Below are 12,708 nucleotides of genomic sequence, written 5' to 3'. Positions count from 1 at the left end.
ATTGTTTTCGTTAATTGCTGCTACAAACGAAAACAAACTCGCTCTTGTGGGTGAAGCCTTTCAAATCAGGAATATCCAATGAACATAAAATATGGACTGACCGCTATCCTGGGAACATATTTAATATCCACATTAGGGGGATCTCCAGCTATGGCAGCTACAATCACAGGCACAATCAAAGTCAACGTCGATCTCGCCTACGTCACCGATCCGAAATTCGCGGGTGTCTACACAGGTGACTTTTCCTACGACGATACACATCTGACTAAAGTCGGCGAGGAGTTCCTGGTCATGAATGATGGTGACTATCAAGCTCGACCAGGACTGCTATCTCTGAACTTTAGATTTCTGGACTTTGCTACAGGTTTAACTCCTGTCACCTATACGGCCAGTGATGATTTCAACTTCCCAGATAATCCTGTTTTGTTTTTTGAGAACGGAATTCCCTCTCAATTTGGTATGCAAGTTGCTCCGGGAAATGATGGCGGAGTTTGGGGTGGAAATAACGGATTTATGTTTGTCGATCCCGGGACATTTAAGTTCGTCTTGCGAAATGGAGCTATTGGAGGTGAGGGGGGTGTGACCTTAGAAATTAACGAATCTCCTCCTACTGCTGTACCAGAGAACGCCTCCCCATTGGCCTCATTGTTGGCTTTTTTGGGCTTGGGTGCAGCTCACTTGTGGAGAAAGTCTAAAAAGGCAAACGAATAATCATCTTTACCAACCTAACTTGAGAGGAATAGACAATGACATCGATAAATACTCCGTTTTTGGTAACAGGTGGTGAAACTAAGGCGTTGCTGATTTACGGTATGCAAGGCAAAATATGCAAGTCATAGAAACCATTTTCGACACAGTTTCTGGATTTTAAAATTATTTTTTCATACCCTGATTAAGCAACGCCAGGTACAGACACCAACACGATGTTGAGTGATGAGGTAGATACTTTAATTGGCAACCCTAACGCCAGACAAAACACATTTTATATTGGCGATCGCACAAGAAATTGGTACTCAGCCAATGGTGGAAATGATTACGCCTATATTCAGAGGTTTAATCCAGACCGTGACATAATTTTGGGTGGCGTGAACATTGAAGCGCAAAACCTCATCACTCAAACCTTTCTCTGGGCTGGAGGTGAATTGATTGCAAAGATTGACGGTCTCTGGGCTTCGCAATTAGAGTCGCAGTTTCCTACAAGGATATTTTAGGCTTGACTTCTCCCCAGTCTTGCAGAGGCGGCTGTGATTCGTAATACTTTGCACGGCCATAGACCGGGCTTTTTAATCAGCCCCTTGAATGGTAAAATTGTCACAAACCGAAAAGAAAATTAGTCCCGATCCCTTAATTGGTTACTCGATATCAATTTAGTTCAAAATCCTCATCGCGAATCAACCTCAGCTCTTGACGCAACATCTGCCTGCCCGACCATACTTACCGCTTTGCTTCGCGCTTCTATAATTTGACCTATTTCATGCCCCAAACTAGGTTGACGTTCAATCATCGTATTTACAGCATCCGAGTAGACGACAAGAACTTGCAAATCGTCAGATGCGACGATCGATACCGGACTCGGTTCCCCACTAAACAGTGCCATCTCGCCAAAAAACTCACCGCGCAAGATAGTCATTACCTCCAACTCCATGCCCAACTTGTTCGTGACTGTGACCTTAGCCTCACCCGCAATGATAATGTACAAAGCATTACCAGGATCGCCCTGCCGGATGACTTTCTCTCCCGCACCAAACTTCTGTAAAATAGTTCCCTTAGTTAAGTCATCCAAATTTTTCGCTTCTCTAGCCAAAGGCATAAATCCGGGAATTGAGTGCAGGCTTTGAGCTAACTTACTTGAAGCGCTATCAGCCTTATCAGCAGTTTCCACAGCATACTCGTATCGGTAGCGATATAACGTCAGATTGTTTCGCTGCGCTGCGTACCAGACTCGCGTCATAAATCGATCGAGTATCTGCTCCACATCCTCAAAGTTTTCGATAAAAAACTCCACCTCGTAGATAATTGCAGTCTCATCATAGGATGTGGTTTTGATCTCTGGTTCGGGTTCGACTAATATTCCCTGTGTAGCCAAAGCTGTACTTAGTAGTACCTGCTTCACAAGGTTAGGGGGGGTATCGTAGGAAAACCCAATATTGATACGTTGGTTGTAAATACGTTCTGGTTGGCTGTAATTACGGATTATTTCTTTTCCAATGAACTGATGGGGAACAATAATCACCTCGCGTTCGAGAGTTAGCAGGCGAACAGAGCGCCAATTGATATCAACTACCTGCCCTTCGATATCTCCAATTCGCAACCAATCACCCACACTGAAGGGGCGTTCCAGAAGCAGCGCAATGCCAGACATGATGCTCCCTAGTGTGTCCTGAAGCGCCAAACCGATCACGATCGAGCTAACGCCCAATCCGGTAGCAAGACCCGCCAAATCAGCACCCCACACCACCGCCAGCACGATCGCGCTTCCCACAAGCACCAAAAACAACCTAGAAAGATCGATCAGCAGTTTGGGCATCCGTCCCCGCCATGTATGCGCCTCAGCTTCTTCAAACAAAATCACATTAAACAGCGAGAGAGAGGCGTAGATAACAGATATCCAGAACAGCGTTGCGACGAGCTTGGGAAAATTCCCGTTAACGTCAAGCGTCAGGACATTCCTGACTAAAACCATCAGCATTAAGATGGGCAGGACGAGGTTTTTTACAACCATCAGCGTAGCCGCCAGCGGTCTACCGCGCCTTTGTAGATGATAAATAACCTCTCCTAGTAAAACGACCAGGAATGGAAACCCTAATCCGACAATTAACGCCCAGGTTTGCCAGTCGTTTGAAAAGCTTAAATTACTCATATACTTCTTCCTCTCGAACACTTACGGTCAGCTTAGAACTTTTGATTTGCCAAGCTACTAGCTTTTCTTTTCCAGGTTCTTGAATTTCACCCACCAGCTCAAAATCGTATAGTTCGGTCAGGCGATCGCAAATGTCTTGAGAAACTAAGATTGCTCCTGGTCCACAAGCCGACTTCAACCTATTGGCAATATTTACACTATTCCCCCAAACATCGTAGAGCAATTTATTCTTGCCAATCACGCCTGCCACCACATCTCCTGAATTGATGCCGATCCGCAGGTCTAGATGCAAGTTTTTTTCATAACTAAATCGACGGACAAACGACAGCATTTCCAAACCAAAATCTACCGTGCGTTTGTCATGATCCAGACGCGGCACACCAAGCCCGCATACCGCCATGTAACCGTCACCAATAGTTTTAATCTTCTCCAAACCGTATTTTTCTGTCATTTCATCGAAAGCTGTTACCAGTTCATTGAGCAAGCCCACAACCTCTTGAGGGGACATTGAGTGAGTGAGCTTGGTGAATTGGTCAAGGTCGGAAAACAAGACCGAGACATTAGAAATCTGCTCGGCAATTTGTCGATCGCCCTGTTTGAGGCGTTTCGCTATTGCGGGATTAAATATACTTAAGACTAATGCTTCATTTTCGCGATTTTTCTGTTCGATTAGTTGAGTTTCGGCACGAAGGCTGCCTATAGTTTGGTTAAATGACTTGGCTAAGTCTCCAAACTCATCTTGCGAACCAGATTGGACAACCGCATCAAAATCCCCAGCCCCCACCTGGCGGGCGCTAGCGATTAACATCTTGATCGGTTTGACAAAGATTCCGGTCAGCCACATGGCAACAAGCGTGATTAGCGCAATGATTAAAGTAGCCCCAATCAAAACTGTTTTTTCAAACGAGTGAATTGAGGCATAGGCTTCAGAAACATCGATCTCCGCCAAGATAACCCACCTCAATCCATCAATATCTAGAGGAGCATAAGAACTCAAAACAGGAATATTGCGATAATCGTCGATCGCCTCCGTGCCCTGTTTCCCAAACAAAGCTTCCTTCACTGCTTTTGTTTGCACTTCCTGTAGGAGGATGGTAGTATTAAATTCTTTCATTTTCTTGATGGTCTTTTCATCAGTACCGATCGATGCTAGGATTTTTGCATGACCTTCTGGGTCTTCAATCTGGAAACGAGACGCAGAACGCATTAGATAATCCGACCCGACCAGATAAGTTTCTCCTGAATCGCCCAAACCATTTTCTTTCCAATTTTTGTTGCCAGTCATCACATTGTTAATTTTGTCAACGGGAAGTTGGAAGGCCAAAACACCAAGGAATTCCGAGCCGTTAAAGATTGGGGCCGCGATAAAAGCCGCAGGCGCACCGTAGGAAGGTCTGTAGGGCTTAAAATCTACTATTTTCACATACCCAGTTCCCTTAGCCTGTCGTGCGGCGTCGATCGCGGATGCTAGGTTGCTCTCGTTGTAGGGGCCGTTGGTGAAGTTTGTGGTAAAGTCTGTTTCTTTAAAAACCGTGTAGACCACAGTTCCTTCGGGATCGATCAAAAACATATCGTAGTAACCATATTTTTCAACTATATTGCGAAAAATTGGGTGGTAGCGGGCGTGAGCGCGGCTGTAAGCGCTGGCGTCGCCTGCATTGTCAAGCAGAAGTTTCTTGCCAACGGGGTTGGGGTTAGCAGCGATGTAGTGGTACTGCAAGTAACGGGCAGCGGCTGTTTTTGGCGTGTAGGATGCCAGAACCGGCGAACCATCGTTAGTTTTCGCTAGTTTGGGTATAAATTGTGTCTGGTAGTAAGTATCAATTTTTGCGTCAAAATCCGCTGGTACTGTCGATTGTTCAAGCTGGCGGTAAGCTGTCTTGAACTCCTGCATGGCACCGACGACTGTCAAATCTTCGCTTAGGGTTTGGCTGTGGTTGTAAAGGGTTTCAAAATAATCTTGGATTTGATAAGTCTTGGCAGCCCGAAGGCTGGTTAATTGGTTGAAGACTTTTTCGGTTAGAATAGATTTACCGGTGCTAGAGCATATATAGGTGCTTGCGAGCATAGCGCAAAGGCTGACTACCAGCAACATTACTATGAGTTTTGTTTTTATACTTAACTGCTTAAGTAATTGCATAGGAAATTTCCCGATTCTGTTTGCTTTCTTTTTATGATTATACATCTCGGTAAATTTAACTCTGTATTGGTGAATTTTATCTGAATTAGATTAGATATGGAGATTACAATCGATCAACTCTTTAATGTCGGATTTGATTGTGTTGCAAATATCATCAAGGGGTAAGTCGTTGGGATCGTAACCAAAGGGATTTTCTATTTCCAGACCAATTTCTTCAATGCCAAGTAACGTAAAACTCATCAAACCAACAAACAGACCAGTCCCCCATCCCAAATCTTTAACTAGCTGAAAAGGCAATAAGACGCAGTAAATTAATAACAGTTGCTTGAGATGAATGGAATAAGCTAGGGGGAGGGGCGTTCTTAAAATGCGTTCGCAGTGTCCTACAGACTCCATCATACTCTTTACAGTAGTTTGCAAAAAAACTACATGACTGTAATGTAACACAGAGTTACCACGTTGATACTGCTGTTGTAGATAATCGGCCATCCAAAAGACAATCTGTAGCGGTGGATTGTTGATTTTTTTGAGATGTAAATACTGATGGCGAGACATCAATTCTTCGTAAGGATTCAGGTCACTGAACTCCTTGCTGGGCAAAGACTTTAGATATGGAGCTTGATGCTAAATAAATCTCTATTGTCAATAAATGACGAGAAACTGTCGTTTTTTGTCATTTATTGACAATCAACATATCAAGACAAAAACCCTGATTTTGCCCTAAAAGCCTTGCCAGACAAGCGTTGGAGCCGCAAGTTTTTAGACCTGAATCCTTACATTCTTCTAATTCGCTATTTATAGGTTCAGACCTAAGATAAAATTTACACGCCACAAGTAAAGCAGCTACGAGGCGCACGAGTGCAATTCTTTTGGCTCGATCTTCTGGTTCAATGTCGTTCATCATTGCCCCAATTTGCCAAGCCATATTACGGGCGTCATTGACTAAATTTCCCCATAACCTACGACCTTCCCAAAACCGTTCGTAAGCGGTATTAGTTCGGAAAACCAGTAATAAGCCTAATACGATGCTGGGAATAATACTTCCCAAAATAGGTTGGGATAAAGGGAGTTTGAAATAGTAAAGTACAGAAACAAGAAAACCAAACAGACAAAACCCAATAACTCGTTGATAAATAGCTGAGATAACAGACCCTCTTAGCTGGAAAGCAAGTGTAAACCAATTTTTTGTTTTTGTTTTCATTTTTATTTGAATATCGCCACTATGGTGACAATAACCACTATCAGAGCTGCTGCAATTACTACTTCTCGTTGAAATGTGTCGATCGGAGCGAAGGCTTCACTGAACTGCTTAAGTAATTGCATAGGAATTTTCCCGATTCTGTTTGGTTTCTTTTTATGATTATACATCTCGGTCAATTCTACTTTAGTCACTTTGCTACAATGAGTCTTGTTTGTCGTCTTGTACAGGTTGTTGTCCATTAATGCTTGAAGATTCAAGCTTTTTCCCAGCATTTCTCTAAACTGCCTTAGCTGGATTTGGTATTGCTTAATCAGGGTATGAAAAAAATAAGTTGAAAATCCAAACGCTTTGTGAATACTGGTTTCTATGACGGGCATATTTAGCCTTTCATACCGTAAATCAGCAACGCCCTGGATTTTAGCTCTGAAAACTGGTTACACAGATATTTTAGGCTCATCGTCATTCAATAGCCCCTCACGCAGTTGATGGTACGACTGCTCTAGAGATGACAAATCAATATCCGCACTAGATGTTCCGTTGTACTCAAAAGGATTTTCAAGATCGTATATCAGCAACAACAAATACATGAATGCCGTAAATAGAAAACCTGAAACAATCAAATTGGTATAAAACTCGTCGGTATGCGTTATTAACAAAGCAATGCTTGAGGCAATTATCAGAAGATGCAACAATCCATAGGCGGATGCCAGAAAGTCGGTATCGCGAATCCTTTGAATTCGGGCAATCAGAATACGAATCTTTCCCTGTTCACCTTGAAGGCGAGCCATCAAAGGAGCTTCGCAAAACTTTGATAATGGAACCAGTGATTGATTGAGGCTTGTAACAGAATGCTCAACTTTGATGAATGGCTTATTCTGTTTCAAACAGAGTAGGACTGATTTGAGGATCTCAACTAACCCTTCTGTAAGTAGGGTTGGGTTATAGTCGGGCTGACGGGCTGCAATGAACAAATTCGTATCTTGAATCGTTTCAACCGCATTCGCAATCTGCGCGGGCATATCTTCACTGGTACGGTAATCATTCAGCGTCCCGTTCAGCATAAACGCCAAGATGAACGTTACCGCGGCCAACAGAGAACCTATCTGACTATCGAACTTACCAATTTCCCACTGCATCTGATGAGCGATCGATTTTGCCAAGCAAAATAGCGCTGTTAGAGGAAGAACTTTGAGTAAGATTCCCCACTTTGATATATCGGTAAAAGTTCTGATATTCATTAGGTTTATCGTTGATTAAATTGGAGGTACTCAAGTAAGGAATGAAAAATAAATAACTTGCACAATTCAACCCCAGAAGCCTCGATCCAAGGTAAACTATTGCTCTATTCGTCACCTGATTTATTTTTCATTCTTAAGGTGTTTTTGGTAATTCAGAGAAACAGCGCGATCGCGCTCCATTATCCCTGGGAAAGTGCTGCGTTGCCTGAAATTTTTGTAGAGAATAAAAAAAGTCGCGTTTCTGCATTCTTTTTCGGAGATGTCTAATGCATTTGGTGTATTTGTCGGCTTTGTCAATTTTCGATCTTTCTAAGTTACTTTGAGCTTCTCGATGGTATCAAAGTATAATTTAGGATTACCATGTTCTTTGCTTTCTATTTTTTGGGTGAATTGATGATATGATGTCCGCTTTTTATAGAGACGCGACACTCAAGCATCTCTACAATTTATGATAAATGTATACCAGGAATGGCGATCGCCTCACGGAATGTTATAAAGATAACATCAGGTTGTTGGGCGATCGCGCGATTCCCTTTTTTAGATAGTTACCGGTTGCAATTCCTGATGAACGGCGGGACTATCAGCAGATTCATGCACGCGCTCGAGCCATTTTTCAGCTTTCGAGTAGTTGTCATGCTGTACCTCTTTGATGGATTCCTTGAAGTTGAGCACCACACCCCAAACATCGCTGAAGAAGCGTTTTTCTAGCTTCATTTGGTCGAAGAAATTAACAGCTTCAGTGTCCGAGAGTCCACCTTCGGTTTTAGCGATCGCCATAAACACCTCGAATACATTGTCTGCCATCTTGGCATCGCCACAGACATAGTAGTGGCATTGCGGATGGCTGAGTATTCGCCAGAGTTCTTGAGCTTTTTCTTGCATCAAGTTTTGCACATAGACTTTCTTGTCGGTCACCCGCGAGAAAGCAACTTCTAACGCAGACAGCACGCCTTGATTCTGCCAGCTTGCAAGTTGCTCATCATAGAGGAAGTCACTGCGATCGCGACAGCCGAAATACAAGGAAGCATCACCTAATTGTGTTTCCTGCTGCAATAGGGCTTCCCGATACTGGAGGAAGGCAATCAGCGGTGCTACCCCCGTACCCGGCCCAACCATAAGCATTGGCGCTAGTGGATCGGCGGGCGGACGGAAGCTAGACTTGCGGACACCGATCCGAACCTTTGCCCCGGTTTCAAGTCCGGCAAGGTAGTTGGAGCAGAGTCCCTGACGGGTTTTACCTGCGTCCGTTTTAATTTGCAGCATTCCAACTGTGATTTGGATCTGCTGGGGATAAAGCAGAGCACAGGAGGAAATCGAGTAGAGACGTGGCTTTTGCTTCGGCAACAACTCTAGCAGGGCTTCTAGTGTAATTTGGGCAGAAGGAAACTCATTGAACAAATCGACAACGCTCATGAAGTTGTCCGTGATGGTTTTCTTGAGCGTGATGCTGTCGGGATGGTCGTCTCCTTGGCGGAGAATTTCCAACCAGGTTTCCAGGCGTTGTTTATCCTGGGGATTTTGTGCTACCGAGTACAGGTAGATCAGCAGCTCGTTGAATGGTTCGCGCAAGGCGAGATCGAGGTTTTCGGAGAGAACCTGTCCGATAGTTGTGGGAACGGTAACAGGAGGTTTTTCTTCCAATTCCGTACCATCGGGCATTAGATAACGAGCTGTGAAATAGGTGTTGGGGGATACTGAGAGCCGATCGCACAACTGATTCACTAACTTTGGCGGATTGCAAGGATAAACTGCAACATGATCGCCTGTTTCATACTGCACATCGGTACCAGAAATATCAAAGACAAGATAGCGAGTAGAACGGCTACCGGGAATCACTTCTTTGAGCAGTTCGGTATTGGCAACCAAAGGTACTTCGACCCCTCTGTCTCCACTCACTTCTACTGGTGAAAGATTTGCAGCTTCCGCCTCACTCAAGAACGTAACGTTCAGTTTAGGTGCGGTTGCCGCTGTAGCATCGGCCGAGGTAGCATCCTCACCCAAAACGCGGCAAACCAGTCCTAACCATTGTTTGAAGGTGTCGGCTTGTCCCTTGATTTCATCACCTTTGTGGAGTGGCACAATACAGTTACCTCCCACCTTGGCGAGTGCCTTATCTACCGAAATTCCGGCAGCGCAGAAGTTTGGGTAAACGGTACTACCAATGCCCAGAACCGAGTAATTCAAACCGTCGAGGGAACCCGCAGGTTGGTTCTTCAACCAATCTAGGAACTTTTTGCCGTTTTCAGGTATTTCGCCATTGCCAAAGGTGGACGTGACGATGAGTAGGAGTTTCTCTGATGCCAGGGTGTCCGTGTTGTATTCATCCAGCGCCATCACCTTGGGACGGAATCGTTGGAGTTGACGACTGGCTTTCCGCGCAAAGCCTTCAGCAGTACCTGTCCCGGAAGCGTAGAGAATGAGGATGCGGTCTTGCTTGTTGTCGTCATCGTCGCTAGTGCTAATGAATTTTTCCAGGTCAATACCATCTTCCACTGCCCAGCGATCGGCAGCATGGTGATAGGCTGGCTCTAGGTAGAAGTCGCGCATCTGGTGGTGCCAGACCGGACAAGCACTTCCCCCCGATGCGGGTACGACCCAACCCGAATCTCCCGGACACTCGCGTCCTGCTTTCTTCTCGCGTAAGTCGTGTGTCAGGAATTGACGAGAGGCAGATTGATGGTCTACCATCGTTACCTTCTCTTTCTGGAACGAGTAGAGGATGGCGACGTTGAGTTCCAATGCTACGCGATCGCGCCACAATGTCTGCTCGGAACTGGTATCCAACTTGAGAACTTTGGCGATGTCCTCCATCTTGTTGTAGCGGTACTCATCCAGGAAGTCCCGCATAATCTCCGTACCCATGTACCAGCCATTAAAGGGAATGCAAGCGTAGTTGATGCCGCCAACGTGCATTGAGAAGTTGCTAATGGCAGGGACGGCATACCAACGGAAGCCCAATGACTTGAATTCAGGAATCGTGGGATGCTCGATTTCCACTTCCAGAATCTCATCCCGATCGAAATGGTACATCTTCGGTTCCATACCCGAAGCTTCAATCACTAGAGGTAAAATGTCGTAGTCCGTGCGGGGTTCAGGCGGTTGCCAGCCCAATTTCACAATCGCTTTGGTTAATTCCAGGTTGGCAGGATCGCCGAGAATGCTACCATCTGGTTGCTCGTATGCCGCATAACGAGCTAATTGTGAATTCCAAATACGCGGCCCCCAGCCTTCTTTGGGATGTTTGGGACGAAAGACGGTCATGGTAATCTGGAGGTTACCGCCGTTTGTCGCGTACTGCATATGTTCTTTGAGTTCGCGGAACATCTCATCAGGGTCGGTAACGTGGCGGCGATCGCGCACCACCATGTTATTCCACTGAATCCGCCCCACACACTTAGAAGCATTGCGCCATGAGACTTGCGCTCCATACGCCACTTCTTCATACGTGTGGGTATAGGTTCCGGTGGCGCGTACTTCCTCTTGAATTTCTGTCCATCGTCGTGCTTTGTCCTCCGGTTCCCATGCCTGCTCGGTGGCGATCAGCTCCAGGTACTGCTTGGCTTTTTTGAGCAATCGTTCCTCATTCAGCTTGGGTAGCTTGATGACATTGATAGCGCGAGCGATTAACGTCTGCCATGCTTGCCGTAACTCTGGCGTGAAGTCTGGTATGTACTTCTCAAGCATGACCAGCAGGTTGTCTTGTATAGCAGGATAGGCGCAGGAGGGTATATCATCAAAACTATTCACCTGCGAGCCTAACTCCTGGACTATCAACTCCTCAAATTCCTCAAAGTCAATCTCGCCGCTACCATCAATATCTACGCGAATAAACAGAGCGTTCAACTCGCTTAGGGACAAGGGTAGCCCGGAGGAGTGCGAGAAATCGATGAGTTCCTCAATAGAGATTGTTCCACTCCCATTTATGTCAATGTTATTAAAGATATATACGCGCATATCTTTAATTAGTTGCTCTCTGCTGCCGCCGTTGAATCTGTGAACCAAGAATTCCAAAACCTGAAACAGGTTCAAGGACAGATAATCCATGTTTGTCCGTCCAAAGATAGGCATGATGAAGGGGTACTTTTCAAATAGAGTTTGAAAAAATGCCTTGCCAATCTCCTGCTGATTCTGTTGGAGTACGCTCAACGAGTCTGCCATGCGTTGCCTCACATCTGGAAGCATTGCTTCTTCGTAGCGACGGACTGCCTCCACCATCGGCACAATTACATGGCTATTGAAGAAGCGGTAGAGGGAAGAGTTTGCGCCTTTTGCTAAATCTTGCTGATCGTACTCTTCCAGGTAAGGAACCGATGGTAGCATCCACATCCACACCTGCCGTGCCTTCAACCAGTGCTGGGGACGCATCCCGATATCGGCAAACAGCGCACCGTAATCCTCAACCGTGTCAAACGAATCCCCTTTTTCTGGAGGTACGCCCATTAAGGGTTCTCCAATTACATTCTGAGTTTCAGGCTGAAGTTGGTGTACGCAGCAATCAAACAACTCAAAGAAATAGTCATTCATGCTGTTCATCGCGTCCCCGAAGATATACTCCAGATCCGGTTCCTCTAGCAACAGGCGTTTCAAGAACTTTTCCATCTGCAATTCTTTCCACGCCCGCAGCTTGTTCCAAGTATCTTTGACAATCACTTCTTCTGGGGGCGAGAGAGGAACGCTTTGAGGCATCTCGAACTCGGCCTCTGGCTGAGTTTCTTTGCTGTGGATGCGGCGAGTAGCGTTCTGATTCCCCAAGATGTTAAAGCTGCTGCTACTTCCCTGACTGCTACTCTGGCTCAGGCGAGTTTTCAGCTTTAATTGGGGTGCCTGATTCCAAGTTGTAATGGGAAATTCTAACTCGGCGCTGCGCTCTCCATTCAGGCACTCCTGGGTGGCAAACGTGACCGTTCCAGCATCCTGCCAAGGTTGAGTGATGTCCCCTTCCCGGTAACGCAGGGTAATCGCGATCGTGCAGTCTCCCTTGTTTTTAAAATCCACCAACCAACTGGGTTGCGTGCGGATCAGCAGATCCCTTGACAACAAGCTTTGTCCCTCTTCGGAAATTACCTGCAAATTGCATTTATATTTATAGTCACTAGAAGCCGGAAAATCGTTTACAGAGACTTCACTGAGCTGGATAATTCGTTGATTGTCATTCATATTCAAAAAGTCGCTCGAAAGAGGAGTGTATGGTGAAATGTACTGCACCGTCAGAAACAGTAGCGGTTGTTACTTTCCCGCACATCTATAAAAGATTGGGATAGATAGCGAG

At 45.5% G+C, this 12,708-nt stretch carries 10 protein-coding genes; 3 read left to right on the top strand and 7 right to left on the bottom strand.

Annotation, left to right across the window (positions count from 1 at the left end; all coding sequences use genetic code 11):
- Positions 1-150: 150 nt before the first annotated feature.
- Positions 151-711 (top strand): hypothetical protein, encoded by a 561-nt coding sequence (locus QUB70_RS02005; protein ID WP_332978065.1) that lies wholly within the window; start codon positions 151-153, stop codon positions 709-711.
- Positions 712-923: 212 nt separating this feature from the next.
- On the top strand, positions 924-1,211 hold the full coding sequence (locus QUB70_RS02000; RefSeq protein WP_332978064.1) for a hypothetical protein: 288 nt from the start codon (positions 924-926) through the stop codon (positions 1,209-1,211).
- Between the two features lie 170 nt (positions 1,212-1,381).
- Here QUB70_RS02000 and QUB70_RS01995 read toward each other — a convergent pair whose 3' ends face one another.
- From QUB70_RS01995 to QUB70_RS01970, 6 genes are all read right to left on the bottom strand, one after another.
- Positions 1,382-2,860, bottom strand: coding sequence for a mechanosensitive ion channel family protein (locus QUB70_RS01995; RefSeq protein WP_332978063.1), 1,479 nt, complete (start codon positions 2,858-2,860; stop codon positions 1,382-1,384).
- Complete coding sequence (locus QUB70_RS01990) at positions 2,853-5,000, bottom strand: adenylate/guanylate cyclase domain-containing protein (protein ID WP_332978062.1); 2,148 nt, start codon at positions 4,998-5,000, stop codon at positions 2,853-2,855. The genes QUB70_RS01995 and QUB70_RS01990 overlap by 8 nt, the downstream gene beginning before the upstream one ends.
- A gap of 90 nt (positions 5,001-5,090) precedes the next feature.
- Complete coding sequence (locus QUB70_RS01985; RefSeq protein WP_332978061.1) at positions 5,091-5,555, bottom strand: bestrophin family ion channel; 465 nt, start codon at positions 5,553-5,555, stop codon at positions 5,091-5,093.
- A gap of 118 nt (positions 5,556-5,673) precedes the next feature.
- On the bottom strand, positions 5,674-6,201 hold the full coding sequence (locus tag QUB70_RS01980; RefSeq protein WP_332978060.1) for a bestrophin family ion channel: 528 nt from the start codon (positions 6,199-6,201) through the stop codon (positions 5,674-5,676).
- A gap of 2 nt (positions 6,202-6,203) precedes the next feature.
- Positions 6,204-6,578, bottom strand: a complete 375-nt coding sequence (locus QUB70_RS01975) for a hypothetical protein (protein WP_332978059.1) — start codon at positions 6,576-6,578, stop codon at positions 6,204-6,206.
- A 57-nt stretch (positions 6,579-6,635) separates the two neighbouring features.
- Positions 6,636-7,439 (bottom strand): hypothetical protein, encoded by an 804-nt coding sequence (locus QUB70_RS01970; protein WP_332978058.1) that lies wholly within the window; start codon positions 7,437-7,439, stop codon positions 6,636-6,638.
- A gap of 57 nt (positions 7,440-7,496) precedes the next feature.
- Between QUB70_RS01970 and QUB70_RS01965 the strand changes: the two genes are divergently transcribed.
- Positions 7,497-7,706 (top strand): hypothetical protein, encoded by a 210-nt coding sequence (locus QUB70_RS01965; RefSeq protein WP_332978057.1) that lies wholly within the window; start codon positions 7,497-7,499, stop codon positions 7,704-7,706.
- Positions 7,707-7,976: 270 nt separating this feature from the next.
- Here QUB70_RS01965 and QUB70_RS01960 read toward each other — a convergent pair whose 3' ends face one another.
- Positions 7,977-12,596: a nitric oxide synthase oxygenase gene (locus tag QUB70_RS01960; protein WP_332978056.1), complete on the bottom strand. Its 4,620-nt coding sequence runs from the start codon at positions 12,594-12,596 to the stop codon at positions 7,977-7,979.
- Positions 12,597-12,708 lie beyond the last annotated feature (112 nt).

This window comes from Microcoleus sp. A003_D6 (assembly GCF_036702825.1).
In the GTDB taxonomy this organism is placed as follows: domain Bacteria; phylum Cyanobacteriota; class Cyanobacteriia; order Cyanobacteriales; family Microcoleaceae; genus Microcoleus.
The sequence above is the reverse complement of the archived record's forward strand: the minus strand, read 5'-3'. Positions and strand labels throughout refer to the sequence as shown.

What these genes read in the sequence shown, in the direction of transcription:
- QUB70_RS02005 (WP_332978065.1), top strand. Translation starts at nt 151, where the DNA reads ATGGCAGCTACAATCACAGGCACAATCAAAGTCAACGTCGATCTCGCC.
- QUB70_RS02000 (WP_332978064.1), top strand. Translation starts at nt 924, where the DNA reads ATGTTGAGTGATGAGGTAGATACTTTAATTGGCAACCCTAACGCCAGA.
- QUB70_RS01995 (WP_332978063.1), bottom strand. Translation starts at nt 2,860, where the DNA reads ATGAGTAATTTAAGCTTTTCAAACGACTGGCAAACCTGGGCGTTAATT.
- QUB70_RS01990 (WP_332978062.1), bottom strand. Translation starts at nt 5,000, where the DNA reads ATGCAATTACTTAAGCAGTTAAGTATAAAAACAAAACTCATAGTAATG.
- QUB70_RS01985 (WP_332978061.1), bottom strand. Translation starts at nt 5,555, where the DNA reads ATGTCTCGCCATCAGTATTTACATCTCAAAAAAATCAACAATCCACCG.
- QUB70_RS01980 (WP_332978060.1), bottom strand. Translation starts at nt 6,201, where the DNA reads ATGAAAACAAAAACAAAAAATTGGTTTACACTTGCTTTCCAGCTAAGA.
- QUB70_RS01975 (WP_332978059.1), bottom strand. Translation starts at nt 6,578, where the DNA reads ATGCCCGTCATAGAAACCAGTATTCACAAAGCGTTTGGATTTTCAACT.
- QUB70_RS01970 (WP_332978058.1), bottom strand. Translation starts at nt 7,439, where the DNA reads ATGAATATCAGAACTTTTACCGATATATCAAAGTGGGGAATCTTACTC.
- QUB70_RS01960 (WP_332978056.1), bottom strand. Translation starts at nt 12,596, where the DNA reads ATGAATGACAATCAACGAATTATCCAGCTCAGTGAAGTCTCTGTAAAC.